The sequence below is a fragment of the Streptomyces sp. NPDC027663 genome, assembly GCF_055566415.1.
Genome location: NZ_JBVHSK010000010.1, coordinates 1 through 26,196 on the forward strand (window position 1 = coordinate 1; position 26,196 = coordinate 26,196).

Genomic DNA, 26,196 nt, shown 5'->3' on the forward strand with positions numbered 1-26,196 from the left:
CATGGGCCTGATCGCCGCGACCATCGCGATCGCCGGTCTGTCCGTGACGGTGTGGGCGCACCACATGTACGTCACCGGCGGTGTGCTGCTGCCGTTCTTCTCCTTCATGACGTTCCTGATCGCCGTACCGACCGGTGTGAAGTTCTTCAACTGGATCGGCACGATGTGGAAGGGCTCGCTGTCCTTCGAGACGCCGATGCTGTGGGCGGTCGGCTTCCTGATCACCTTCACCTTCGGCGGTCTGACCGGTGTCATCCTGGCCTCGCCGCCGATGGACTTCCACGTCTCGGACTCCTACTTCGTGGTGGCGCACTTCCACTACGTGGTCTTCGGCACGGTCGTCTTCGCCATGTTCTCCGGCTTCCACTTCTGGTGGCCGAAGATGACGGGCAAGATGCTGGACGAGCGTCTCGGCAAGATCACCTTCTGGACGCTGTTCGTGGGCTTCCACGGCACCTTCCTGGTCCAGCACTGGCTGGGCGCCGAGGGCATGCCCCGTCGTTACGCCGACTACCTGGCGGCCGACGGCTTCACCGCCCTGAACACGATCTCGACGATCAGCTCGTTCCTGCTCGGCCTGTCGATCCTGCCGTTCCTCTACAACGTGTGGAAGACGGCCAAGTACGGCAAGCCGGTCGGCGTGGACGACCCGTGGGGCTACGGCCGCTCGCTCGAGTGGGCGACGTCCTGCCCGCCGCCGCGGCACAACTTCCTCACCCTGCCGCGGATCCGCAGCGAATCCCCGGCGTTCGACCTGCACCACCCTGAGATCGCCGCGCTCGAGCAGCTCGAGCACGCCGGTCACGGCACCGCCGTCGCGGGCAGCAAGGAGGCCGGCAAGTGAAGATCCAGGGTCGGATGTTCATCTGGCTGAGCGTCTTCATTCTGATCATGGCCATCGTGTATGGCGTGTGGTCGAAGGAGCCGGCCGGAACCACCGCGCTCTTCCTGGCCTTCGGCCTGAGCGTCATGATCGGCTTCTACCTGGGCTTCACCGCCCGGCGGGTCGACGCGGGCGCCCAGGACGACAAGGAGGCCGACGTCGCGGACGACGCGGGTGAGCTGGGCTTCTTCAGCCCGCACAGCTGGCAGCCGCTCATGCTGGGCTTCGGCGGCGCGGTCGCCTTCCTCAGCATCGCGGTCGGCTGGTGGCTGATCTACTTCGCCGCCCCGATCATCCTGGTCGGCCTGTTCGGCTGGGTGTTCGAGTACTACCACGGTGAGAACCGCACCCAGTAGTACGCGCCGAGCGCACCGGGAGCCCGGACCCCTCTTCAGGAGGGGTCCGGGCTCCCGTCGTTTCGGTGTGTTCGCGGCGTCCGTCCGTTGCCGCAGTGCCATTCACTCGTAGGAGGTACATGGCGCGCCGGTCCAGTCACCGTCTCATAGCGTGATCGTATGAATCACACTCCGCGGACCCGCACCGTCGTCAGCTGCACGCTGCTGGTGGCCGCCCTGGGCGCGGGCGTCACCGCTTGCGGTTCGGACGGCAACCCCCTGTCGGCCAAGCCGTACGACGCAGCGGACCAGATCTCCTTCAACGGCCCCACGGATGCGGGGAAGCGGGCCGACCCGGACAAGCCCCTGGAGATCACTGCCGAGAGCGGTGACGGCCGTATCACGGACGTCACCGCACAGGACTCCACAGGGCGTTACGTGGCGGGCGAACTGGCCGCCGACGGCAGCCGCTGGCACAGCACCTCCCCGCTGGCCGCCAACGCCCACTACACGGTCAGGGTGAGCACCGAGGACGAGGACGGCGCGCCCGGCCGCAAGGTCCTCACCTTCGACACCAGCAGGCCCACCAGCAAGAAACGCCTGAACGTCACCTTCGGGCCGGAGAAGGGCACGTTCGGCGTCGGACAGCCCATCACGGCACAACTCGACCAGCCGATCAAGGACAAGGCGCAGCGTGCCATCGTGGAGCGGGCGCTCAGGGTGGACTCCGTGCCGGCCGTGCCGGGCTCCTGGTACTGGGTCAGCGACAAGGAACTCCACTACCGCCCCAAGGAGTACTGGCCCGTCCACGCGACCGTCCAGGCGCACAGCAACCTGACCGGCGTCCGGATCAGCGACCGGCTGTGGGGCGGGAAGTCCAATGCGGTGAAGATCACCACGGGGGACCGGGTCGAGGTCGTCACGGACGCGGCCGCGCACCAGCTCACGTACTACAGGAACGGCCAGCAGATCGAGCAGATCCCGGTCACCACCGGCAAGGCCGGCTACGAGACCCGCAACGGTGTCAAGGTCGTACTGGAGAAGCAGTACTTCGTACGGATGCGCGGCACCACCGTCGGCATCGCCGAGGGCACCTCGGACTCCTACGACCTGCCCGTCTACTACGCCACGCGGGTCACCTGGTCCGGCGAGTACGTCCATGCCGCCCCCTGGTCCGTCGGCTCCCAGGGCTATGCGAACGTCAGCCACGGCTGCACCGGTATGAGCACGGCCAATGCCGAGTGGTTCTACGACAACATCCGTGAGGGCGACATCGTCAAGGTCGTCAACTCCTACGGTGACGAGATGGAGCCCTTCGGCAACGGCTTCGGCGACTGGAACGTCGACTGGGCGAAATGGCGGACGGGCAGCGCCCTCTTCAACGGCAGACCGGACGGCCCGGCACCGGGCGATGCGGTGCGCCTACGGCCGACAGCCGTGTGAGCGCCCTGATGGGGCGCGGGGAACGGCGCGGCCGGCCACGGACCGGCAGCCGCGCACGAACCCCGGGCCCCGGGCTGCTAGGCGCCCACCAGGCGCTTGCGGCGCAGCAGAGAAGCCAGCGCGGAGGCGAACTCCACCGGATCCACCGGCAGGGTCACCGCGGCGTCCGCCCGGCTCCACGTGGCCAGCCACGCATCCTGGGGCCGGCCCATCAGCAGCAGCACCGGCGGGCAGTTGAACACCTCGTCCTTGATCTGCCGGCACACGCCCATGCCCCCCATCGGCACGGCCTCACCGTCCAGCACGCAGACGTCGATGCCCCCCTTGTCCAGCTCGCGCAGCACCGCGTCCGGTGTCGCGCACTCCACGAACTCGACAAGGGGGACGTCCGGAGCCGGCCGGCGCCCGGCGGCCAGCCGTACTTGCTCGCGGGTGTTGGAGTCGTCGCTGTAGACCAGCACCGTGGCGGTCGGCTGCATTGTTCCTCCGAGACGTCAGCGTCGTACGGACAGGACGGACAGGGCCGTTCGGGCGGATGTTACTCCCGTCGTCGTCCCCATGAACACCACGTCAACACCGGTGTGGTGGGTGGCAACACTCCGAACGGCACCCCCCGGAGTGAGCGCGAGATAAGCGACCGACATAATGTCGGTCGTGGCGACAGCAACGACAGTAGAAACCGGGCACGCGCACCCGTCGGTCAACCGGCCGAACCTCACCAGCGTCGGAACCATCATCTGGCTGAGTTCCGAGCTGATGTTCTTCGCGGCCCTCTTCGCGATGTACTTCACCCTCCGGTCGGTGACCGGACCGGTCCACTGGAAGGAGCAGGCGGAGGCACTCAACGTGCCCTTCTCCGCCACGAACACCACGATCCTGGTGCTCTCCTCCCTCACCTGCCAGCTCGGCGTGTTCGCCGCCGAGCGCGGCGACGTGAAGAAGCTCCGTGGCTGGTTCATCCTCACCTTCATCATGGGTGCGATCTTCATCGGCGGTCAGATCTACGAGTACACGGAGCTGGTGAAGAAGGACGGCATCTCGCTGTCCTCCGACCCGTACGGCTCGGTGTTCTACCTGACCACCGGCTTCCACGGCCTGCACGTGACGGGCGGTCTCATCGCCTTCCTGCTGGTCCTCGGCCGTACCTACATGGCCAGGAGGTTCACTCACGAGCAGGCGACCGCCGCCATCGTCGTGTCCTACTACTGGCACTTCGTCGATGTGGTCTGGATCGGCCTCTTCGCCACGATCTACCTGATCAAGTAGCCGGGACCGCTCCCGCACATCCAGAAGCACCGACGCAGAAGATCCTGACACCGGGGTAATCCGTGAAAAAGCTCTCCGCACGACGACGCCATCCGCTGGCGGCGGTCGTCGTCCTACTCCTCGCGCTGGCGGCCACTGGGGGGCTGTACGCCGCGTTCGCGCCCGCGGGCAAGGCGCAGGCCGATGACACCTCCCAGTCCCTGACCATCAAGGAGGGCAAGAAGCTCTACGAGGTCGGCTGCGCCAGCTGCCACGGCACCGGTGGCCAGGGCTCCTCCGACGGCCCGAGCCTGGTCGGCGTGGGCGCCGCCGCGGTCGACTTCCAGGTGGGCACCGGCCGTATGCCGGCCTCCACCTCCCAGATGGCCCAGATCCCGAGCAAGAAGGTCGTCTACACGCAGGCCCAGATCGACCAGCTCGCCGCGTACATCGCGTCGCTGGGCGCCGGCCCGAACGTGCCCACCAAGGAGCAGTACGGCCCGGACGGGGCGGACATCGCCAAGGGCGGCGAGCTGTTCCGCACCAACTGCGCGCAGTGCCACAACTTCACCGGCAAGGGCGGCGCCCTCACCAAGGGCAAGTACGCGCCGAGCCTTGAGGGTGTCGCTCCGAAGCACCTCTACGAGGCCATGCAGACGGGCCCGCAGAACATGCCGTCCTTCCCCGACACCACGCTGTCGGAGAAGAACAAGAAGGACATCATCGCGTACCTGAACGCGGTCAACGGCAGCAAGACGGAGAACCCGGGCGGTCTGGAGCTGGGCGGCCTCGGGCCGGTCAGTGAGGGCCTGTTCGCCTGGATCTTCGGCCTCGGCGCGCTGATCGCGGTCGCCGTCTGGGTCGCCGCTCGGACCGCAAAGGCCAAGAAGTCATGAGTAGCCAAGACATTCCAGAAGAGAACCTGCCCGCTGAGCAGGACCACACGCACGGCGCGGTAAGCGTCGCGGACGAGGAGAACCCGTTCGCGGACCCGGGGCTGCCGCCGCACGAGCACCGCATCCAGGACATCGACGAGCGGGCCGCCAAGCGGTCCGAGCGCGTGGTCGCCATGCTGTTCACGCTGTCGATGCTGGCCACCATCGGCTTCATCGTCGCGTACCTGGTGATCCCGAACGACAAGTCGATCTTCGTCTTCCCGATCGGGCACATCAGCGCGATGAACTTCGCGCTGGGTCTCACCCTGGGCGTGGCCCTGTTCTGCATCGGCGCGGGCGCGGTCCACTGGGCCCGCACCCTGATGTCCGACGTCGAGGTCGCCGACGACCGGCACCCGATCGAGGCCTCCCCCGAGGTCCGCGCGAAGGTCCACGCGGACTTCCGCGAGGGCGCCAAGGAGTCCGCGCTCGGCCGCCGCAAGCTGATCCGCAACACCATGTTCGGTGCGCTGGCCCTGGTGCCGCTCTCCGGTGTCATGCTGCTCGGCGGTCTCGGCCCCGCGCCCGGCACCAAGCTCCGCCACACCCTGTGGGCCAAGGGCAAGCGCCTGGTCAACATGAACACCAACCAGCCGCTGCGCCCCGAGGACGTCGCCGTCGGCTCGCTCACCTTCGCCATGCCCGACGGCCTGGAGGAGCACGACGAGAACTTCCAGGACGAGATCGCCAAGGCGGCCCTGATGATCGTCCGGCTGCAGCCGGGCAACATCAAGGACAAGCGCGAGCTCGACTGGTCGCACGAGGGCATCGTCGCGTTCTCGAAGATCTGCACCCACGTCGGCTGCCCGATCTCGCTGTACGAGCAGCAGACGCACCACGTGCTGTGCCCGTGCCACCAGTCCACCTTCGACCTCTCCGACGGTGCCCGAGTGATCTTCGGCCCCGCCGGTCACGCCCTGCCGCAGCTGCGGATCGGCGTGGACAGCGAGGGTTACCTCCAGGCGCTCGGCGACTTCGAGGAGCCCGTCGGTCCTGCATTCTGGGAGCGCGGATGAGTACTGCACCGAACGAAAATGGCGCGGGGGGCCGCTCCCGCGGGAAGGCACCGGCCGGCGAGCGGATCGCCGACTGGGCCGACGGCCGGCTCGGGATCTACTCCCTGGCCAAGGCCAACATGCGCAAGATCTTCCCCGACCACTGGTCGTTCATGTTGGGTGAGGTCTGCCTCTACAGCTTCATCATCATCATCCTGACGGGTGTGTACCTGACGCTGTTCTTCCACCCGTCGATGAACGAGGTGGAGTACCACGGCAGCTACATCCCGCTCCAGGGACAGCTGATGTCCGAGGCGTTCAACTCGACCCTGCACATCTCCTTCGACGTGCGCGGTGGTCTGCTCATCCGGCAGATCCACCACTGGGCCGCGCTGATCTTCCTCGCCGGCATGTTCGTGCACATGATGCGCGTGTTCTTCACCGGCGCGTTCCGCAAGCCGCGTGAGATCAACTGGCTGTTCGGCTTCCTGCTGTTCGTCCTCGGCATGTTCACCGGCTTCACCGGTTACTCGCTCCCGGACGACCTGCTCTCCGGCACCGGTGTCCGCTTCACCCAGGGCGCGATCCTGTCCGTGCCGATCGTCGGCACGTACATCTCGATGTTCCTGTTCGGCGGCGAGTTCCCCGGCCACGACTTCGTCGCCCGGTTCTACTCGGTCCACATCCTGCTGCTGCCGGGCATCATGCTCGGCCTCGTGGTCGGCCACCTGATCCTGGTCTTCTACCACAAGCACACGCAGTTCGCGGGCCCCGGGAAGAGCGAGAAGAACGTCGTCGGCATGCCGCTGCTGCCGGTCTACATGGCCAAGGCCGGAGGCTTCTTCTTCCTGGTCTTCGGTGCCATCGCGATCATCGCCGCGGTCGCTCAGATCAACCCGATCTGGGCCATGGGTCCCTACCGTCCGGACCAGGTGTCCACCGGCGCCCAGCCCGACTGGTACATGGGCTTCGCCGAGGGTCTGGTCCGCTACATGCCGGGCTGGGAGATCAACTTCTGGGGTCACACGCTCGTCCTGGGCGTGTTCATCCCGCTGGTGCTCTTCGGTCTCGTCCTGGCGGCGATCGCGGTCTACCCGTTCATCGAGTCCTGGGTCACCGGCGACAAGAGCGAGCACCACATCCTGGACCGCCCGCGCAACGCCCCGACCCGTACCGCGTTCGGTGTCGCCTGGGTGACCGTGTACATGATCGGCCTGGTGGGCGGTGGCAACGACCTCATCGCCACCCACTTCCACCTGTCGATCAACGCCGTGACCTGGTTCGTCCGGATCTTCTTCTTCGCCGGACCGGTCATCGCGTTCCTCGTCACCAAGCGGATCTGCCTGGGTCTGCAGCGCCGTGACCGCGACAAGGTGCTGCACGGCCGCGAGACCGGCATCATCAAGCGGCTGCCGCACGGTGAGTTCATCGAGGTGCACGAGCCGCTCAGCCAGGAGCAGCTGCACACCCTCACGGCCCACCACCAGTACGAGCCGGCCGCGGTCGGCCCGACGGTCGACGAGAACGGTGTCGAGCGCAAGGTGAAGGCGTCCGAGAAGCTGCGCGCGAAGCTCAGCAACGCCTACTACGGCGAGGACAACCAGATCCCGAAGCCCACCGTCGACGAGTACAAGGAGATCACGAGCGGCCACGGCCACCACTGATCCCCGCGTCGCCACGCCACACCAGAAGGGCCCCGTCCGGCTTACGGACGGGGCCCTTCGCCGTGTCCCGGGCTGGATAGGGTGGGGACCACATTGTTCTTTCGACACCCAGGAGCGGCTATGAACGCTGTGACCCCCGCTGGAGGCGACACCGCGGCGGGCCGTTCCTGGCCCACCCTGCTGAACGGCCTGCTCACCGGTCAGGACCTGTCCGCCGACGACACGGCCTGGGCGATGGACCTGATCATGCGCGGGGAGGCGACCGACGCCCAGATCGCCGGGTTCATGGTGGCGTTGCGGGCCAAGGGCGAGACGGTCCAGGAGATCAGCGGCCTCGTCCGCACCATGTACGAGCACGCCAACGTGATCGAGGTGCCGGGCCCGGCCGTCGACATCGTCGGCACCGGCGGCGACGGCGCCAAGACGGTGAACATCTCCACCATGTCCGCGATCGTGGTCGCGGGCACGGGCGCGAAGGTCGTGAAACACGGCAACCGGGCCGCGTCCTCCGCCTCCGGCTCCTCCGACGTCCTGGAGAAGCTCGGCATCAACCTGAACCTGACCCCGCAGCGGGTCGCCGAGGTCGCCGAGGAAGCCGGCATCACCATCTGCTTCGCGGTGCGCTTCCACCCGTCGCTGCGTCATGTCGCCCCGGCGCGCTCCCAGTTGGGCATCCGGACCACCTTCAACGTGCTCGGTCCGCTCACCAACCCGGCCAAGGTGCGCGCCCAGGCGGTCGGGGTCGCCGACCCGCGCATGGCGCCCATCGTCGCCGGTGTCCTCGCCGAACGCGGAAACTCCGCACTCGTCTTCCGGGGCGACGACGGCCTGGACGAGCTGACCGTCACCGACACCTCCCGGGTGTGGGTGGTCCGGGACGGCAAGGTCACGGAGCAGACCTTCGACCCGCGTGACGTCGGCATCGACCTCGTCCCCGTGGACGCCCTGCGCGGCGCCGACGCGTCCTACAACGCGGAGGTGGCCCGCCGACTCCTGGACGGCGAGCAGGGGGCCGTCCGGGACGCGGTGCTGCTGAACTCGGCGGCGGCACTGGTGGCCCTCGAACCGACGGACGCGCCGCTCGCCGAGCAGATCCGCGCGGGCATGACCCGGGCGGCGGAGTCGATCGACTCGGGCGCGGCGAAGCGCACGCTGGAACGCTGGGTGGCCGTCAGCAACGCCTAGGGGGTGTCGCGACACCCCATGGCCCCCGTCGAGGTGCGTCCCGCGATCCGGACACGGGTTGCGGGGCGCCGATCATTTCGCGTACGTTCCTGTACCAGGTCATGAGCGACAGTCATTCGGCCCCGGCCGGCTGTCCGGCAACCCTCCGTCCGTGGCGGGGTGCCCCGGGTGAAGACCAGGTCGTAGGCAGCGAGGTCTACGGCAAGCGCGGACCCCTCGCGAAACCAGGGGTCCTGGTCGTCGAGGAGCCTTCCGTGAGCAAGCGAATGCGATAGGGCCGCAGAGCCCCGCCTCCGCATCCCCTTTCACCTTCACCGCGCTCGAGCCGCCGTACCTGCGTGTGCTGCTCGCGCGGTGAATTCCACCTGCCTTCACGGGAGTTCCGCCATGTCCGTCTCCACCGCTGCCACCGACCAGTCCGTCTGCCGTGACATCTCGGCGGTGCTGCCCGTTCTGGGCAGGGATGTCACCGTCCCGCTCGTCACCGGTGGCGAAGTCACCTACGCCGCCCTCGACTACGCCGCCAGCGCCCCCGCCCTCCAGCGCGTCTGGGACGACGTCGCCGCCTACGCCCCCTACTACGGCAGCGTCCACCGCGGCGCCGGCTACCTCTCGCAGCTGTCCACCGACCTGTTCGAGAACGCGCGCCAGGCGGTCGCCGAGTTCCTCGGCTGCCGGCCGGCCGACCAGGTGATCTTCACCCGCTCGACCACCGACTCCCTCAACCTGCTGGCCCGCAGCCTCCCGGCCGACTGCCAGGTCTTCGTCTTCGAGACCGAGCACCACGCCTCCCTGCTGCCCTGGCAGGACGCGAAGGTCACCTGCCTCGACGCCCCGCGCACCCCGCAGCAGGCCGTGCGCACCCTGGAGCGGGCGCTCGCCGACCGCGACCCCTACGGGCCGGCCCTGGTCTGCGTCACCGGCGCCTCGAACGTCACCGGCGAGCTGTGGCCGGTGCGTGAACTGGCCGCCGCAGCACACGCCCACGGTGCCCGGATCGTCCTGGACGCCGCCCAGCTGGCCCCGCACCACCCCGTGGACATCCGTGACCTGGACGTCGACTGGGTCGCCTTCTCGGGGCACAAGCTGTACGCCCCCTTCGGCTCCGGTGTCCTGGCCGGCCGCGCCGACTGGCTGCAGGCTGCCGGGCCGTACCTCGCGGGCGGCGGCGCCAGCCGCAAGGTCACCCGGCGCCAGGACGGCGGCGTGGACGTGGAGTGGCACGACAGCGCGGCCCGGCACGAGGCCGGCTCCCCGAACGTCATCGGCGCCTACTCCATCGCGTCCGCCTGCAAGGCGCTCACCGAGGCCGGCTGGGACACCCTGGTCGCCCGCGAACAGCACCTGATCCGCACGGTCCGAGCGGGCCTCGCCGAGGTCCCCGAGGTGAAGGTCCTCTCCCTCTTCGGCGACGACGCCCCCCGCGTCGGCGTCCTCTCCTTCGTCGTGGAGGGCTGGAACAGCTCCCACTTCGCCGCCGCCCTCTCCGCCGAGTACGGCATCGGCGTCCGCGACGGCCTCTTCTGCGCCCACCCCCTGGTCCGCACCCTCCTGGGCACCGGTCCGCAGACCCAGGGCGAGTGCGGCGCCCCCGAGGCAGCCCCGGGCGAGAAGTCCCTCAACGCCATCCGGGTGAGCTTCGGTGCGGGCACTCCCGACGAGCACGTCGAGCGCTTCGTCAACGCCGTCAGGGAACTGGTCCGGGACGGCGCCAAGTGGCAGTACCGCACGGAGGAAGGCCGCTGCGTCCCGGCGGTGTGACCAGCGCCCCGAAGGGACGGGGGGTACGGCGCGGGAAACCACGACGGACCCGCGCCCGCCGTACCATCGCACCCGGCAGACGATCGGGCGACGTCCACAGGTCCGACGGCGCCCAATACACTCCCCCTGGCAGCAGCTAGACCGGGGGGATCACGGAGTGCAATCGCTGCGCGCAACCGACCCGCGCCACATCGGCCCGTACGACGTCACGCACAGACTCGGCGCCGGCGGTATGGGCGAGGTCTATCTCGCCCGTTCCCGCACCGGACTCCGGGTCGCGGTGAAGGTCGTACGGGCCGAGCACGCCGAGGACCGCACCTTCCGTGCCCGGTTCCGGCACGAGGTGCGGGCCGCGCAGACCGTCGGCGGTGCGGGCACCTACACCGCGCGGGTCGTGGACGCCGACACCGAGGCCGAACGCCCGTGGATGGCCTCGGAGTTCGTGTCCGGCCCGAATCTGCGGGACGCCGTCCTGGACCACGGGGCGCTGCCCGAGCCGGCGGTGCGGGTGCTGGCCGCCGCGCTCGGCGAGGCGCTGGGTGCCATCCATGCCAAGGGGCTGGTGCACCGCGATCTCAAGCCGTCCAACATCCTGCTCGGCCCGGACGGGCCGCGGGTCATCGACTTCGGGATCGTCCGGGCCCTGGAGGCCACCGCGCTGACCCGTACCGGCGCGGTCGTCGGCTCGGTCGGCTACGTCTCGCCGGAGCAGATCCGCAACGGCGGCCAGGTGGGCCCGCCGAGCGACGTCTTCTCCCTCGGAGCGGTTCTCGCCTACGCCTCGGCCGGCCGGGAGCCGTTCGGCGAGGGCCAGGACTCGGTCGTCCTCCTGCGCATCCTGACCCGCGACTTCGATCTGTCCGGCGTGCCGGACGGCGTACGCCCGCTGGTGACGGCTTGTCTGCGCGAGGACCCGCTGGAGCGTCCGGTGCCGCAGGAGGTGGTGGCGAGCGCCGGGTTCACCCCGGACACCCTGCGCGCCGGGCTCCACCCGGGCTGGTACGGCCCCACGACCGAGCCGGGCTCCGCACCCGCAGACCGCCCCAGCGGCGTGGAGTACTTCGCACCGGCGCCCGCCCTCGCGCCGGTGTCCGCCCTCGCGCCGGGGGCCGATCCCGCCCTTACCCCGGGGGCCGATCCCGCCCCTACCTCGGGGGCCGATCCCGCACTCACGCCGGGGTCCGATCCCGCACTCACGCCGGGGGCCGATCCCGCACTCACGCCGGGGTCCGATCCCGCACTCACGCCGGGGTCCGATCCCGCCCCCAGGTCCGACACTGCCCCCACCCCCACCCCCGCCTCCTCGGCCACCCCTTCTCCGGCGCCTGCCTCTTCCGCCACCCCCACCCCCACCCCAGCCTCCTCCACCGTCCCCGCCGTTCGCCGCCTCGGTGCCGTCGCCCCCGGTCGGCGCCGTCTGCTGCAGGCGCTCGCCGGTGGCGCCGTCGCCGTGGCCGGTGCGGGCGTGGGGGGCTGGCTGTGGCAGCGGGGGACCGGGACCGAGGGGATGACCGGCGATTACCGGCTGCCCGAGGAGTCGGCCCCGGGCATGGCGCAGACCCCGGCCGCCGGCAGGCCCGCCGTGCTGCGCTGGCAGTACGACCTGGGTGGCATCGGCGGTCTGGACGGCCCTTGTTGCGCGCTCTCCCCGGACGGTTCCGTCATCTACGCCGGCACCTCCGACGGCGTCCTGCACGCCGTCTCCCGGGACGGCTCCAAGCGCTGGAAGGTGCGGCTCGGCGACGACGTCTCGACCCCCGTGGCCACCGCGAACGGCGTGTACTGCGTGGTCGGCTTCCATGCCGAGCAGGCGCGCCGGCTCACCGCGGTCAGTCCGTCCGGCAGCCCGCGGTGGACCCGCACCCTCGGCGACGAGGGCTACGCCGTTCCGGTGCTGCTCGGTGCCGACGTACTGGTCTCGGTCGGCGGCACGGACGCGGGCGGGCTGCGCTGCTACACCTCCGACGGCAGCACCAAGTGGACCGCCAAGACCCCGGCCGGCCCCACCGGCACACCCCTCGTCTCGGGCGGTGTGATCTACACGGGCAGCTACGGCGACGCGCTGCTGGCGCTGGACGCGCGGGACGGCTCGCGGAAGTGGCAGGTGGCCGCCGGCACCGACGTACGTGCCGTCGCCCTTGCGGGCAGCACCCTGCTCGCCGACACCGCCGGCATCCGTCAGGGCTTCCGGGTCACGGACGGGCGGCGGCTGTGGCGCAGGGAGGCGTACGCCGCGGCGATGACCGCGGGTGACCGGACGAGGGCCGTCGGCACGGACTCGAACAGCGTGTATGCCGTCCGGGCGGCCGACGGCTCGGTGGCGTGGACGTGCACAGTCGACGACGAGCAGGCCGATCCGTACGCGGTGACGGCCGGCGACACCGTGTACGCGCGAGCCGGTGACCGGGTCTGGGCGCTGGACCTGAACGGCGAGAAGCGCTGGGACGCGGCCCTCGGCCACGCCGCCCGCGACGACCAGCACACCCCGGTCGTGCGCGGCGGCCGGCTCTACGTCCCTTCGGGCACCGGCATCGCCGCGGTGGACCTGAACACCTAGCCCGCCCCGCTGACGCCTGGCCTGCCCCCTGAACGCTTGGCCTGCCCTGCTGGACGCCTAGTCCGCCTCGCTGAATGCTTGGCCTGCCCTGCTGGACGCCTGGCTCGCCCCGCTGAATGCTTGGTCCGCCCGGTCGCCAGGGCCTAGTTGTCGAGGCCGATCGCGAACGCGGCCTCCAGGTCGTGCTGGGAGTAGGTGCGGAAGGCGACGTGCGTGTCGGTGGCCTCCACTCCGGGGATCTTGCTGATCCGGCCCGGGATGACATCGGCGAGGTCGTCGTGCCGGCGGACCCGCACCATGGCGATCAGGTCGTAGGTGCCGGTGACCGAGAAGACCTCGCTGACGCTGTCCAGCGCGGCGATCTGCTCCGCGATCTCGGGGATCCGGTCCACGCTGGTCTTGATCAGAACGATCGCGGTGATCACGGCTGTTTCTCTCCCTCGGTGACCGGAGCTGGGGCGGCCTTCACTCTAGCTCGCCCGTCGCCCACCACCGCCCTTCCAAGGCCGCCCTACGGGCCCTTCCCTTCCCCGTCGCCCCCCACCGCCCTTCCAAGGCCGCCCTACGGGCCCTTCCCTTCCCCGTCGCCCACCACCGCCCTTCCAAGGCCGCCCTACGGGCCCTTCCCTTCCCCTCGCCCACCACCGCCGTGCCGGGGCCGCCCTGTGCGCCCTTCTTCTTCCGGTACCGCATCCACGCGTAGACGAAGCCGAGCCCGAATCCCACCAGGTGCGCGAGATAGGCCACCCCGGGGCCGTCGGAGACCCGGCCCGCGGCCAGCCACTGGAGTGCTGCCCAGAACGGCAGGACCACCCAGGCGGGGAAGCGCAGCGGCAGGAAGAACAGGAACGGCAGAAGACTTGTCACCCGGGCGTGGGGAAAGAGGTAGAGGAAGGCCCCGAGGACGGCCGAGATCGCCCCGGAGGCGCCGACCAGCGACTGCTCGGAGGCGGCGTTGGCCGCCGCGTAGCCCAGCAGGGCGAGGTAGCCGCAGCCGACGTAGAACAGGGTGAACTCCACCCGGCCCATCCGTTCCTCGGTCATCGCCCCGAAGACGAAGAGGAAGAGCATGTTGCCGAGCAGATGCACCCAGCTGCCGTGCACGAACAGTGCGGTGGCCGGGGTGAGCGCGGCCTGGGCCGGCGCGTCGAACAGCTCGGCCGGGATCACGCCCCATCGCCGGAAGTACGCCCGCTGCGCGGCGAGCAGTGCGTCCCCCGAGCCGTACCCGGGGACGAGTCCGGAGGCCGGACCGAGGAGGAAGAGCAGACAGCACAGGACGATGAGGCCGTACGTCACCGGTGCCGGGGTGCCCCGGGCCGCTCTGAGTGTCCGGCCTGCCGCGGTGCTCCAGGTGCTGATCATGACTACAGAGCATGACGTAACGGGACGCAAGCTGACAGACCGCCTCGCCGCCGCAGACGGGCGGGCGGCGAGGACCCGCCAGGCCGTAGGGTTACGAGCCACACGCGTCGAGTAGCGGCGCGGACGCACACGACGTATACGACAAGGAAGCGGACGGTCACGATGACGGTTCCCCTGCCGACGGCCACGACACGTTGGCGCTGCACCCTCTGCGGCAACCTCACCCGGTTCGACGTGACCCGCTCGTCGAAGGTCGTCGAGTACGTCCACCTCGATCTGGCCGGTGAGCCGACGGTGGAGGAGCGCGAGGTGGTCAGTGAGACCATCGAGTCGGTGCGCTGTCGCTGGTGCAATGCGGTGGACCAGGTGGAACTCGTGGACAGGCCGGGCAGCGGCTCCTGAGCGGAGTGCTCCCGGAGAGGCATTTTTCGGTATTGGGGTGTGACGGATGGTGGAGACCGCAGGCGGGGGGCCGGGCGACGGCACCGCTGAGGTGCTTGACCGTCCGCTGCCCGACGGCGTGCGCCGGCGGGTCGTGCAGATCGTCTCGGACGGCTTCGGCGGCCTGACCGTGGCGGAACTGCCCGCCCAGCTGAGGCAGTACGCCCGGTTCGCCCCCAATCGCCGGGCGAAGTTCGCCGGGAACGCCATGGCGGCGGCGCTGGAGACCGATCCCCTGTTCCGGCAGCGGATCGGGGAGAAGTTCAGAGAGGCGCAACCGGAACTCGCCGGTGCCCTGGACTCCGGCTCCCCGCCCCCGGCCGCGGACCCGCTCGACGTGGCGGCCGCGGCCTACGTACTGCGTCCGGCGGGCTGGGTGAAGCTGGTCACCGCGGCCGGCGAGGAGGCTCAGCGCGCGGACGCCGAGCGGGCCGACGAGGAGAGCCGGGCCGAGCTGGAGCGGCTGCGCGCCGAGCTGGCCCAGGCCCGTGACCACACCCGCGCCGAGACCGAACGGCTGCGCACCGAGCTGGAGTCGGCGAAGAAGGAAGCGGAATCGCTGCACCGCAAGCTGCGCGCCGCGCTCAGCGACGTGAAGCGGGGCGAGGCCGCGCTGCGCAGGATGCAGGGCGACATCGACGCCGCGCGGGCCGAGGCGCAGGCGCAGGTGTCGGCCGCGGAGAGCGAGTCGCGCCGGCTGAAGTCCCGCCTGGGCGAGGCCGAGGCCGCCCTGGAGGCCACCCGCCGGGCGGCCCGGGAAGGGCGCAGCGTGGAGGACATGCGCGTGCGGCTGCTGCTCGACACCCTGCTGGACGCGACCCAGGGGCTGCGGCGCGAACTCGCCCTGCCTCCGGTGTCGGTGCGCCCGGCCGAGACCGTGGATGCGGTCGAACCGGGACGAATGACCCCGAAGGACATTGCGACACGTGCCCTGTCCGAGCATGATCCGGCAATTCTCGACCAGCTTCTCGCACTGCCGCAGGCGCATCTGGTCGTCGACGGCTACAACGTGACCAAGACCGGCTATCCGCAGATGCCGTTGGAGAAGCAGCGGCTCAGACTGCTGGGCCAGCTCTCGGCGCTCGCCGCGCAGACCGGGGCCGAGGTGACCTGTGTCTTCGACGGCGCCGAACTGGCCGCGCCGGTGCTGCTCGCGCCGCCGCGCGGGGTTCGGGTGCTGTTCTCCAAGCCGGGCGTCACGGCCGACGAGCTGATCCGCCAACTGGTGCGAGCGGAGCCGCCGGGCCGTCCGGTCATCGTCGCCTCCACCGACCGCGAGGTGGCCGACGGGGTCGCCAAGGCTGGTGCCCGACCCGTGGCCTCTGCGGTGCTTCTGAAGCGACTGTCCTGAACGTCCAATCGACAGGGCTGATGCCCGAATTGGCCGTATCGTCACGCAACGTAGTGTCAATCGACTCTCACTGCATGTGAGTTGCGTGCAAAGAATGCATTGCGGGGCGGGATTTTTTGGTGTGAGGATTTGAACTGATCACAGCTGGGTCACTAGGGTCTGGGCTCGAACCTCCGAGCGGGTGATCACTCACAAGAAGGAGTTCGTCCTCCGTGGCGTCCCACCGTCGACCCAAGCAGCCGAGCCGCACGCGCGTGACCGTGCTCACCACCGCTGCCGCAGCTGCCGTCGCGCTCAGCGCCAACGCCGCCAACGCCGCACCGAGCGAGAAGCTCGGCAAGGACGAGGTCAAGGCAAAGGTCGACAAGCTCTACGAGCAGGCCGAGCAGGCGACCGAGAAGTACAACGGCGCCAAGGAGAAGCAGCAGAAGCTGCAGAAGGAAATCTCCACCATCCAGGACGACGTCGCCCGCGGCCAGGAGGAGCTCAACAAGCTGCGTGACGGCCTGGGTTCGCTGGCCACCGCGCAGTACCGCTCCGGCGGCATCGATTCCTCGGTCCAGCTGTTCCTGTCCTCCGATCCGGACGACTTCCTCGACAAGGCGTCCACGCTGGACCAGTTGAGCAGCCAGCAGGTCGACGCGCTGAAGAAGATTCAGGACAAACAGCGCGAACTCGCCCAGGAGCGGGCCGAGGCCACCGAGAAGCTCAAGGACCTCTCGGCCACCCGCACCGAACTGGGCAACAAGAAGAAGGAAGTCCAGGGCAAGCTCGCCGAGGCGCAGCGGCTCCTGAACACCCTCACCGCCAAGGAGAAGGCGGAACTGGCCGCCAAGCAGCAGCGGGCCGACCGCTCCTCCAGCGACCGGGTGGACCTCGGCGACGCCCCGCCCGCCTCCGGACGCGCCCAGGCTGCCTTCGCCGCCGCCCAGAGCAAGATCGGATCGCCGTACGTCTACGGCGCCTCCGGCCCCTCCTCCTTCGACTGCTCGGGCCTGACCTCCTGGGCCTACGGCCAGGCCGGCGTCTCCATCCCGCGCACCTCCGAGGCACAGGCGAACTACGGCACCCGGATCGGCATGAGCGACCTGAAGGTCGGCGACCTGGTCTTCTTTTACGGCGACCTGCACCACGTCGGCCTGTACGCGGGCAACGGCCAGGTGCTGCACGCCCCGCACACCGGTGCCGTCGTCCGCTACGAGGCGATCGGCAACATGCCGTTCCAGTTCGGCGTCCGGGTCTGACCCCCGGTCGGCCGGACACGCCGGCGCCCGAACGGGCGAATCCCGGCAACCGGAACTGACCCCACGCCCCGTCCGTGACCTGCGTCTCGGGCGGGGTGTCACTCTGCGTTGACGCCTCGGTCTTTGGCCGCGGCCCCTCCGCACGGCTACTGTCTGCCGCGTTTCCCCGGCGCCGGGGCCTCCCCGTCCTCAGGCGCCCGGGAGACCGTCTCTGTCCGTCAGCAGAAGGACTGCCGTGGGGTCCCATCGCCGCCTTGCACCTTCCGGATTCGACCGGGGCGCCACCGCCCTGTGCGTGCTGTCGGTCGCGGCCGCCGCGCTCGGCACCGTACCGGCGCAGGCCGCGCCGGGCACCGGCACCCGCGCCGAGGTGGACCGTCTGTACGAAGAGGCCGAGAAGGCCACCCAGGCCTACGACAAGGCCGACGAGCGCGCCGGGGTGCTGCGCCGCGAGGTCAGGGACGCGCAGGACCACATCGCCCGGCAGCAGCAGCGCATCAACACCCTGCGGGAGAGGCTGGGTTCGCTGGCCGGCGCCCAGTACCGGGCCGGCGGCATCGATCCGGCCGTCGCCCTGCTCTTCTCCGACGACCCCGGCGACTACCTGGACAAGGCCGCCACCCTCGACCGCATCGGCACCCGGCAGGCCGGACAGCTCAGGGAACTGCAGTCCGCGATGCGCGAACTGGCCCAGGAGCGCGCGGCGGCGACCGGTAAGCTCGCGGAGCTCGAACGCAGCCGCAAGGCCGTGGCCGCCCACAAGCGGACCGTGGAACGGAAGCTCGCCCGCGCCCGGCAGCTGATCAACGCCCTGCCCGACGGCGAACGCGCCGCCTACGACCGGGCCTCCCGGGGCAGCCGCGGCGACCTGCCCGAGCCGGGCGGCGCCGTCGCCGCCGACGGCCGCGCCGCCGCGGCCCTGGCGGCCGTCCGCTCCGCCCTCGGCCGCCCGTACGTGTGGGGGGCCAACGGCCCCTCCGGGTTCGACTGTTCCGGCCTGATGCAGTGGTCGTACGCGCAGGCCGGCATCCATCTGCCGCGCACCTCGCAGGAGCAGCGCCTCGCCGGCCGGCAGGTCCCGCTCTCCCAGGCCCGCCCGGGCGACCTGGTCGTCTACCGCTCGGACGCCAGCCATGTGGCGATGTACGCCGGCAACGGGCAGGTCATCCACGCGCCCTATCCGGGTGCCCCGGTGCGCTACGACCCGGTCGGGATGATGCCGGTCTCCTCGGTGACCCGGCCCTGACGGCGCTGAGCGCCGTACGATCGGGAAGTGGCTGGTCGCAGACGGGCGTGGGGCATCGGGGCCGTAGGGCTCAGTCTGCTGCTGCCCCTCGCCGGATGCGGCGGGGGGACGGCCGACGACCCGGCCCGGGCGGAGGTGCAGCAGGTGCTCGACCGGCGCTCGGCGGCCCTGCTCGGCCACGACGAGACGGCGTACGCCGCGACGGGCGCCCGCACGGAGTACGTCCGGCTGCGCGCCCTGCCGCTGGCCTCCTGGAGCTACCAGGTCACCGCTCTGCACCGCACCGCCTCCGGTGCCACCGCCGACGCCGACCTGCACTACCGCGTCGCCGGGTACGACAAGGCCCCCGTCGACGCGCGCCGCACCCTCACCCTGGGCCGCCGCGCCGGCGGCGGGTGGTACGTCACCGCCGACGAGCCCGCCGAGAAGGCCGGGCAGCAGCTGTGGGACCAGGGCACGGTGACCGCCGTGAAGGGCGCGCACAGCCTGGTGCTGGGCACCGGCTCGTCCGCCGGGGGCCTGCAGATGTACGCCGGGCTGGCCGATCACGCGGTACCGGCCGTCTCCGGGGCGTGGGGCACGGACTGGACCCGCCGGGTCGTCGTCCTCGTGCCGCGGTCCCTGGCCGGCATGGCGGCCCTGCTCGGCTCGCCCGCCGCCAACTACCAGGGCATCGCCGCCGTCACCACGGGCGAGGCGAGCGAGGCGAAGGGCCGGGCGAAGCCCGCGGGAGCCCCGGGCCGGGCACCGGCGGACCGGGTGGTGGTCAACCCGGAGGCCTACGCCGAGCTGGGCGACCTCGGCAAGCAGGTCGTCCTCACCCATGAGACGACCCATGTCGCCACCCGGGCCCACACGACCGCCGCCACCCCCCTGTGGCTCTCCGAGGGCTACGCCGACTGGATCGGCTACCTCGACACCGGCCGCAGTCCGGCCGACATCGCCCCGGAACTCGCCCGTGCCGTCCGCGACGGCGAGGTGCCCGATGCCCTCCCCGCCGACGAGGACTTCGCCTTCACCACCGAAGCCACGAAGCTGGCCCGCGCCTACGAGACCGGCTGGCTCGCCTGCCGGATGATCGCCGACCGGTGGGGCCCGGGCCGCCTCGCCGCCTTCTACCGCGCGGTCGGCGCCCACGCCGACCGCGCCGGCGCGGTCGACGATGCCCTGCGCACCGTGCTGGGCACGACCCCGCAGGAGTTCACCGCGGGCTGGCGCGACTACCTCACGAAGCAGCTCGGCTGAGCACCCCGACGGCCTCCCGCAGCCCTTCGCCTACAAGGTCATGTACAAGTCGTATACCTCGCCACCATGGCCTTCCACGCGGTGCGGCAGGCCGCCGCCATCCACACCGTGCACACCAGGGGCGACGGCGAGGGCGCCCGCCGGGACACCGGCCGGCAGACGGTGTGTGCGGCCTCGGCCTGCCCGGCGTCTGCCTGGCGCCGGCGCTCGCGACGGCCGTCCGGTGCGCGGCCGTGGCGGCGTCGCCGCGGCGGGCCGGACGTCAGGAGGAGACCGGTGTCTCCGTGGCGCGGGCGGGCTGAGGGGGGAAGGGGGCGGTGCGGGCCGGGGGGACCGTGGACTGCCAGAGGCGGTGGGCCGCGACCAGGGTCGCCGTCACCAGCAGGCCGTTGCGCAGGGCCAGCAGGGTGATGCCGTACCAGTCGCTCAGCACCACGTGCGAGAAGCCGAGCGGGAACTCCAGGACCGTCATGAAGGACGCGAGGAGGACCAGCACGGCGGGTGCCGTCATGCGGCCGGCTGCGTGGGTGAGGCAGACGGCGGCCAGGCCGACCAGCCACACCAGGTACTGCGGGCTGATCACCCTGCTGGTCACCGTGAACAGCAGCACCGCCGTGAGGGCCGCGTCCGCGACGGTGTGCGGGGCGAAGCGGCTCGCGCGCAGCCGCCACAGCAGCAGCCAGGCGAACGCGATCCCGGTCAGCGCCAGCGCGGCCGTGCTGACCTGGTCCACGTACGGGCCGATGAACTCGATCGACCCGTAGTTCAGCAGCACCTGCCCGTGCCATCCGAAGTGCCGGGCCACATGGAAGACCAGGCCGCCCACCGACTCCACCTCGGTGCCGCGGTCCCGCTGGAAGGTCAGGAAGGCGAAGGCGCCCGGCATGGACACCGTGAACAGGGCCGCGAGGCCGGCCGCGGTCACTGCCGCCGACGCCCAGGCCCGCCGCCGCACGGCACCGACCAGCAGCAGCGCCGGCCACACCTTGAGCAGCGCCCCGAACGCGGTCAGCGCGCCCATCACCCGCGGGTGCCGGGCCCCGGCGAGCAGCGCGCCGACGGCCACCGCGGTCACCGTCACGTCGTAGCGGGCGTACACCGTCGGCCCGAGCAGCGGCACGCCCGCCACCCAGACCCACGCCCCGCGCCGGGACCGCCCGGCGTGCCGGCCCGCGGACAGCAGCAGGGCCAGCACGACCGCGTCGGCCAGGCAGGCCAGCACGAAGAAGGCGTGCGTGTACGACAGGAAGGGCAGGACGGCGGGGGAGAGGATCGGGAGGGCGGCCGCCGGCGGGTACTGCCAGGTCACGTCGTCCAGCGGAAACGTTCCGTGCCGCAGGACCTCGTACCAGCCGCGGTAGATCACCGACACGTCCGACGTGACGTCCGGGCCCGGGAAGGTGTACACGCGGAACACGAACAGCAGCAGCGCCACGCGGGTGACGCCCCAGGTCGCGAGCAGCCATGCCGGGGACCGCCGGGCGGCCTTCGTCTCCACGTGATCCCCTGTCGTCCGGTTCATGGCGATTTCTGCGCCGTTCGATTCCGCTTCGAGCGTCCATGATGTCCTGCACAGCCGTGCGCATGCCACAGACTCGGCCGCTCCCGGCCGCGGACGGCCCATTCGGTAGGGTCGGCGGCGATGCACAAGACCCTGATCGTCACCAACGACTTTCCGCCCCGGCCGGGCGGCATCCAGGCCTTCCTGCACAACATGGCCCTCCGGCTGGACCCCGGGCGGCTCGTCGTCTACGCCTCCACCTGGAAGCGCGGCCGGGAGGGCGCCGCGGCCACCGCCGCCTTCGACGCCGAGCAGCCCTTCACCGTCGTACGCGACCGTACGACCATGCTGCTGCCCACCCCGCAGGCGACCCGGCGCGCGGTCGGGCTGCTGCGTGAGCACGGCTGCACCTCGGTGTGGTTCGGTGCGGCCGCCCCCCTCGGGCTCATGGCGCCCGCGCTGCGCAAGGCCGGCGCCGAGCGGCTGGTGGCGACCACCCACGGGCACGAGGCCGGCTGGGCCCAGCTGCCCGCCGCCCGGCAGCTGCTGCGCCGGATCGGGGAGTCCACGGACACGATCACCTACCTCGGCGAGTACACCCGCTCCCGGATAGCGACCGCGCTCACCGCGGAGGCGGCCGGGCGGATGGTGCAGCTGCCGCCCGGGGTCGACGAGAAGACCTTCCACCCCGCCTCCGGCGGCGACGAGGTCCGGGCGCGGCTCGGCCTGACCGACCGGCCGGTGGTGGTCTGCGTCTCCCGCCTGGTGCCGCGCAAGGGCCAGGACACCCTCATCCGGGCCATGCCCCGGATCCTCGCCGCCGAGCCGGACGCCGTCCTGCTCGTCGTCGGCGGCGGCCCCTACGAACAGGACCTGCGCCGGCTGGCCCGCGAGACGGGCGTCGGGTCCGCCGTCCGCTTCACCGGCGCCGTGCCCTGGTCCGAGCTGCCCGCGCACTACGGTGCCGGGGACGTCTTCGCGATGCCCTGCCGCACCCGCCGCGGCGGCCTGGACGTCGAGGGCCTCGGCATCGTCTACCTGGAGGCCTCGGCCACCGGCCTGCCGGTCGTCGCCGGCGACTCGGGAGGGGCCCCGGACGCGGTCCTGGAGGGCGAGACCGGCTGGGTCGTCCAGGGCGGCTCGGCGGAGCAGACCGCCGAGCGGATCGTCACCCTCCTCGGCGACCCCGGACTGCGCCGCCGTATGGGCGAGCGGGGCCGGCAGTGGGTCGAGGAGAAGTGGCGCTGGGACCTGCTGGCGCAGAAGTTGAAAGCTCTGCTGTAAAACGCACCGCGAGTCTAGGCGGAACGGGAAAATCCGCACATGCTGCGCGCATGACAGCAAAACTGATGCAACGTCAGCTGACGAGACGTCACATACTCGGTATGGCCGCGCTCCAAGCGGCGGCCACCCTCGGCTTCACCCGCGTCGGCCTCCAGTCCGCCCGCGCCGCCGAACCCGACGCCACCGACAACTCCCCGGCGATCGTGATCGGTTCCGGCTACGGCGGTGCGGTCGCCGCCCTCCGCCTCGGCCAGGCCGGTGTCCGCACCCTCGTCCTGGAGATGGGGCGCCTCTGGAACACCGCCGGCCCCGACGGCACGGTGTTCTGCTCCACCAGCGCCCCCGACCAGCGCTCCATGTGGTTCCGCAACCGCACCGAGGCCCCGCTCGCCACCTTCCTCTGGCTGGACGTGGTCAACAAGGCCATCGGCCCCTACCCGGGCGTCCTGGACCGCGTGCACTACGACCACATGTCCGTGTACGTCGGCCGGGGCGTCGGCGGTGGCTCCCTGGTCAACGGCGGCATGGCGGTCACCCCGCCGAGGGCCTACTTCACCGAGCAGTTCCCGGCGGTGGACGCCGACGAGATGTACGGCACCTACTTCCCGCGCGCCCGTGCCATGCTCGGCGTCAACACCATCGACCCGGCCTGGTTCGAGGCCACCGAGTGGTACAAGTTCACCCGGACCTCCCGCAGGGCCGCCGCCGCTGCCGGCCTCAGGACCACCTTCGTGCCCAACGTCTACGACTTCGGGTACATGCAGCGCGAGGCCGCCGGCACCGCCACGAGGTCGGCGCTCGCCGGGGAGGTCATCTACGGCAACAACCACGGCAAACGCAGCCTGGACAAGACCTATCTGGCAGCGGCCCTCGGCACCGGCAACGTCACCGTCCACACCCTGGAGAAGGTCAGATCGGTCGGCCGCGCGAGCGACGGCACGTACGTCCTGACCGTGGACCGGATCGACGACACGGGCAAGGTCGTCGGGACCAGGCAGTACGGCTGCACCTACCTGTTCCTCGGCGGCGGCAGCATCGGCACCACCGAACTCCTCGTCCGCGCCCGGGACACCGGCACCCTGCCCGACCTGGACTCCGCGGTGGGCGCGGGCTGGGGCCCGAACGGCAACACCATGCTCGGGCGCGCCAACCACGTGTGGGACACCGTCGGCGCCAACCAGGCCACCATGCCCGTCATGGGCATCGACGACTGGGCCAACCCCGACAACCCGGTCTTCGCGGAGATCGCCCCGCTGCCCATGGGCTTCGAGCACTGGATCAGCCTGTATCTCGCGATCACCAAGAACCCCGAGCGGGCGTCGTTCTCGTACGACACCATGTCCGGCACCGTGAAACTCGGCTGGACCGCCGCCCAGAGCGCCGTCTCCGCGGGCATGGCCAAGAAGCTGTTCGACCGGATCAACCGGGCCAACGCCACGATCTACCGCTACGACCTGTTCGGCTCGACCAGCAAGATCTTCGCCGACGACTTCACCTACCACCCGCTGGGCGGCTGTGTGCTGGGCCGGGCGACCGACGGCTACGGCCGGGTGAAGGGGTACCCGCGGCTGTACGTCACCGACGGCTCGCTCGTGCCCGGGTCGATCGGCGTGAACCCCTTCGTCACCATCACCGCGCTCGCAGAACGCCTCATGGCGCGGGTCCTCGCCGAGGACACCGCGCCATGAGACGACTCCCGGATCACTTGGCGTAGATCGCCTCGATCTCGTCCGCGTAGTCCTTCGCCACCACGTTCCGCTTGAGCTTCAGCGACGGAGTGAGGTGGCCCGACTCCTCGCTGAACTGGGAGGACAGAATGCGGAACTTCCGCACCGATTCCGCCTTCGACACCGCGGCGTTGCCGTCGTCGACCGCCGCCTGGACCGCCGCGTGCAGATCCGGGTCCTCGCGCAGCGACGCCGCGGTGGAGCCCGCGGGCTTGCCGTGGTCGGCGGCCCAGCGGCCCAGGAACTCCTCGTCCACGGTGACCAGCGCGCCCACGAACGGCCGCCCGTCGCCCACCACCATGCACTCCGCGACCAGCGCGTGCGCCCGGATCCGGTCCTCGATCACCGCCGGGGCGACGTTCTTGCCGCCCGCCGTGACGATGATCTCCTTCTTCCGGCCGGTGATCTGCAGATAGCCGTCCTCGTCGAGGGTGCCGATGTCACCGGTGTGGAACCAGCCGTCGGCCAGCGCCTCCGCGGTCGCCCCCGGGTTGTTCCAGTACTCCTTGAACAGGTGCTCGCCGTGCAGCAGCACCTCGCCGTCGTCCGCGATCCGCACCACCGAGCCGGGCAGCGGCTGTCCGACCGTGCCGATCTTCTGCCGGTCCCACGGGTTGAACGCGGTCGCCGCGCAGGACTCGGTCAGGCCGTAGCCCTCCAGCACCGTGAAGCCGATGCCGCGGAAGAAGTGCCCGAGCCGCTCGCCCAGCGGGGCACCACCGGAGATGGCGTACTCACCCCGCCCGCCGAGGACGGCGCGCAGCTTGCCGTAGACCAGCTTGTCGAACACCTTGTGCTTGATCTTCAGGCCCATCGACGGGCCCGACGGGCTGTCCAGCGCCTTGCTGTAGGCGATCGCGGTGTCCGCCGCCTTGTCGAAGATCGCGCCCTTGCCGTCCGCCTGCGCCTTGGCCCGCGCCGAGTTGTAGACCTTCTCGAAGACCCGCGGGACGCCGAGGACGAGCGTCGGCCGGAACGCGGCCAGCTCGTCGGTGAGGTGCTTGATGTCCGGGACGCAGCCCAGCTTGATCGGCGCCATCATCGGGGCGATCTGCACGAGCCGCCCGAAGACGTGCGCGAGCGGCAGGAAGAGCAGCACCGAACACTCGCCGGTACGGAACAGCGGGCGCAGCCGCTCCACGATGTTGCCACACTCGGCGAAGAAGCTGCGGTGGGTGAGCACACAGCCCTTGGGGCGGCCGGTCGTGCCGCTCGTGTAGACGATGGTCGCCGGGTCGTCGGCCTTGGCGAGCGAGCTGCGCTCCTCGACCGTCTGGTCCGACACGTCCTGCCCGAGCCGGCCCAGCTCCTCCACGCCCCCGGCCTCGATCTGCCAGACGTGCTTCAGCGCGGGCAGCGAGTCCCGCACGGACTCCACGGCGGCCGCGTGGTTGTCCAGCTCCACGACGCAGGCGGTCGCGCCCGAGTCGGACAGGATCCACTGGACCTGCTCCGGCGAGCTGGTCTCGTACACCGGCACGGTGACCCCGCCCGCGCTCCAGATCGCGAAGTCCATGAGGGTCCACTCGTACCGGGTCCGGGACATCAGCCCCACCCGGTCGCCCGGCTGCACCCCGGCGGCGACGAGACCCTTGGCGGCGGTGTGCACCTCGGCCAGGAACTCCCGGGCGGTCACGTCCTGCCAGGCATGGCCCACCTTGCGGGCGATGACGGCGACGTCGGGATGCTGCGCGGCGTTTCTGCGGACGATGTCGGTCAGATTGCCGTCCGCAGGGACCTCGTACAAAGCCGGAAGGCTGAACTCGCGCAAGACTGCTGCTCCTCATAG

21 protein-coding genes, 1 pseudogene and 1 riboswitch are annotated in these 26,196 nt (G+C 70.8%); of the genes and pseudogenes, 17 read left to right on the forward strand and 5 right to left on the reverse strand.

The window, feature by feature from the left end; genetic code table 11:
- The 3 genes from ACZ4SF_RS24645 to ACZ4SF_RS24655 form a co-directional block, all read left to right on the forward strand.
- The coding region (locus tag ACZ4SF_RS24645) for a cytochrome c oxidase subunit I (protein ID WP_468388096.1) at nucleotides 1–844 on the forward strand (844 nt) is incomplete at its 5' end.
- Nucleotides 841–1,239 (forward strand): cytochrome c oxidase subunit 4, encoded by a 399-nt coding sequence (locus tag ACZ4SF_RS24650; RefSeq protein ID WP_468388098.1) that lies wholly within the window; start codon nucleotides 841–843, stop codon nucleotides 1,237–1,239. The genes ACZ4SF_RS24645 and ACZ4SF_RS24650, both read left to right, overlap by 4 nt.
- A gap of 159 nt (nucleotides 1,240–1,398) precedes the next feature.
- Nucleotides 1,399–2,661: a L,D-transpeptidase gene (locus ACZ4SF_RS24655; RefSeq protein WP_468388100.1), complete on the forward strand. Its 1,263-nt coding sequence runs from the start codon at nucleotides 1,399–1,401 to the stop codon at nucleotides 2,659–2,661.
- Nucleotides 2,662–2,738: 77 nt separating this feature from the next.
- Here ACZ4SF_RS24655 and ACZ4SF_RS24660 read toward each other — a convergent pair whose 3' ends face one another.
- Entirely contained in the window at nucleotides 2,739–3,140 is a 402-nt protein-coding gene (locus ACZ4SF_RS24660) for a response regulator (RefSeq protein ID WP_468388102.1), read from the reverse strand.
- Nucleotides 3,141–3,306: 166 nt separating this feature from the next.
- Between ACZ4SF_RS24660 and ctaE the strand changes: the two genes are divergently transcribed.
- The 7 genes from ctaE (at nucleotide 3,307) to ACZ4SF_RS24695 (ending at nucleotide 13,003) form a co-directional block, all read left to right on the forward strand.
- Nucleotides 3,307–3,927 (forward strand): aa3-type cytochrome oxidase subunit III, encoded by a 621-nt coding sequence (gene ctaE, locus ACZ4SF_RS24665; RefSeq protein ID WP_468388104.1) that lies wholly within the window; start codon nucleotides 3,307–3,309, stop codon nucleotides 3,925–3,927.
- 62 nt (nucleotides 3,928–3,989) lie between these two features.
- On the forward strand, nucleotides 3,990–4,802 hold the full coding sequence (gene qcrC / locus ACZ4SF_RS24670; RefSeq protein WP_468388106.1) for a cytochrome bc1 complex diheme cytochrome c subunit: 813 nt from the start codon (nucleotides 3,990–3,992) through the stop codon (nucleotides 4,800–4,802).
- Entirely contained in the window at nucleotides 4,799–5,857 is a 1,059-nt protein-coding gene (gene qcrA, locus ACZ4SF_RS24675; RefSeq protein WP_468388108.1) for a cytochrome bc1 complex Rieske iron-sulfur subunit, read from the forward strand. Before qcrC ends, qcrA begins: the two co-directional genes overlap by 4 nt.
- Nucleotides 5,854–7,500 (forward strand): cytochrome bc1 complex cytochrome b subunit, encoded by a 1,647-nt coding sequence (gene qcrB / locus ACZ4SF_RS24680; RefSeq protein WP_468388110.1) that lies wholly within the window; start codon nucleotides 5,854–5,856, stop codon nucleotides 7,498–7,500. Before qcrA ends, qcrB begins: the two co-directional genes overlap by 4 nt.
- A gap of 120 nt (nucleotides 7,501–7,620) precedes the next feature.
- Entirely contained in the window at nucleotides 7,621–8,685 is a 1,065-nt protein-coding gene (gene trpD, locus ACZ4SF_RS24685) for an anthranilate phosphoribosyltransferase (RefSeq protein ID WP_468388112.1), read from the forward strand.
- Nucleotides 8,686–8,782: 97 nt separating this feature from the next.
- Nucleotides 8,783–8,899, forward strand: a riboswitch (SAM riboswitch).
- 173 nt (nucleotides 8,900–9,072) lie between these two features.
- Nucleotides 9,073–10,446 (forward strand): aminotransferase class V-fold PLP-dependent enzyme, encoded by a 1,374-nt coding sequence (locus ACZ4SF_RS24690; protein WP_468388114.1) that lies wholly within the window; start codon nucleotides 9,073–9,075, stop codon nucleotides 10,444–10,446.
- Nucleotides 10,447–10,603: 157 nt separating this feature from the next.
- On the forward strand, nucleotides 10,604–13,003 hold the full coding sequence (locus ACZ4SF_RS24695; protein ID WP_468388116.1) for a protein kinase domain-containing protein: 2,400 nt from the start codon (nucleotides 10,604–10,606) through the stop codon (nucleotides 13,001–13,003).
- A 143-nt stretch (nucleotides 13,004–13,146) separates the two neighbouring features.
- Here ACZ4SF_RS24695 and ACZ4SF_RS24700 read toward each other — a convergent pair whose 3' ends face one another.
- Nucleotides 13,147–13,428: an Lrp/AsnC family transcriptional regulator gene (locus ACZ4SF_RS24700; protein ID WP_468388118.1), complete on the reverse strand. Its 282-nt coding sequence runs from the start codon at nucleotides 13,426–13,428 to the stop codon at nucleotides 13,147–13,149.
- Nucleotides 13,429–13,630: 202 nt separating this feature from the next.
- Nucleotides 13,631–14,368 (reverse strand): annotated as a pseudogene (locus ACZ4SF_RS24705) (rhomboid family intramembrane serine protease); the annotation flags it as partial.
- Nucleotides 14,369–14,530: 162 nt separating this feature from the next.
- Here ACZ4SF_RS24705 and ACZ4SF_RS24710 point away from each other — a divergent pair.
- The 5 genes from ACZ4SF_RS24710 (at nucleotide 14,531) to ACZ4SF_RS24730 (ending at nucleotide 19,895) form a co-directional block, all read left to right on the forward strand.
- Nucleotides 14,531–14,770, forward strand: coding sequence for a hypothetical protein (locus tag ACZ4SF_RS24710; RefSeq protein ID WP_129309567.1), 240 nt, complete (start codon nucleotides 14,531–14,533; stop codon nucleotides 14,768–14,770).
- Between the two features lie 46 nt (nucleotides 14,771–14,816).
- Nucleotides 14,817–16,160, forward strand: coding sequence for an NYN domain-containing protein (locus ACZ4SF_RS24715; RefSeq protein ID WP_468388120.1), 1,344 nt, complete (start codon nucleotides 14,817–14,819; stop codon nucleotides 16,158–16,160).
- A gap of 212 nt (nucleotides 16,161–16,372) precedes the next feature.
- Nucleotides 16,373–17,404: a C40 family peptidase gene (locus ACZ4SF_RS24720; RefSeq protein ID WP_468388122.1), complete on the forward strand. Its 1,032-nt coding sequence runs from the start codon at nucleotides 16,373–16,375 to the stop codon at nucleotides 17,402–17,404.
- A gap of 235 nt (nucleotides 17,405–17,639) precedes the next feature.
- Nucleotides 17,640–18,650, forward strand: a complete 1,011-nt coding sequence (locus ACZ4SF_RS24725) for a C40 family peptidase (RefSeq protein WP_468388124.1) — start codon at nucleotides 17,640–17,642, stop codon at nucleotides 18,648–18,650.
- Between the two features lie 27 nt (nucleotides 18,651–18,677).
- Complete coding sequence (locus ACZ4SF_RS24730; RefSeq protein WP_468388126.1) at nucleotides 18,678–19,895, forward strand: hypothetical protein; 1,218 nt, start codon at nucleotides 18,678–18,680, stop codon at nucleotides 19,893–19,895.
- 262 nt (nucleotides 19,896–20,157) lie between these two features.
- Here the strand turns inward: ACZ4SF_RS24730 and ACZ4SF_RS24735 are convergent, their stop codons facing one another.
- Nucleotides 20,158–21,393 (reverse strand): glycosyltransferase 87 family protein, encoded by a 1,236-nt coding sequence (locus ACZ4SF_RS24735; protein ID WP_468388586.1) that lies wholly within the window; start codon nucleotides 21,391–21,393, stop codon nucleotides 20,158–20,160.
- Between the two features lie 144 nt (nucleotides 21,394–21,537).
- Here ACZ4SF_RS24735 and ACZ4SF_RS24740 point away from each other — a divergent pair, with 144 nt between their 5' ends.
- Both ACZ4SF_RS24740 and ACZ4SF_RS24745 read left to right on the forward strand, forming a co-directional pair.
- Nucleotides 21,538–22,680 carry a glycosyltransferase family 4 protein gene (locus ACZ4SF_RS24740; protein ID WP_468388128.1) on the forward strand — a complete coding sequence of 381 codons (1,143 nt, stop codon included), beginning with the start codon at nucleotides 21,538–21,540 and terminating at the stop codon, nucleotides 22,678–22,680.
- 65 nt (nucleotides 22,681–22,745) lie between these two features.
- Nucleotides 22,746–24,368: a GMC oxidoreductase gene (locus ACZ4SF_RS24745; protein WP_468388588.1), complete on the forward strand. Its 1,623-nt coding sequence runs from the start codon at nucleotides 22,746–22,748 to the stop codon at nucleotides 24,366–24,368.
- A gap of 13 nt (nucleotides 24,369–24,381) precedes the next feature.
- Here the strand turns inward: ACZ4SF_RS24745 and ACZ4SF_RS24750 are convergent, their stop codons facing one another.
- The gene (locus ACZ4SF_RS24750; protein WP_468388130.1) at nucleotides 24,382–26,178 is read right to left on the reverse strand and encodes an AMP-dependent synthetase/ligase; all 1,797 of its coding nucleotides are present in this window, start codon (nucleotides 26,176–26,178) and stop codon (nucleotides 24,382–24,384) included.
- Nucleotides 26,179–26,196: the final 18 nt, after the last annotated feature.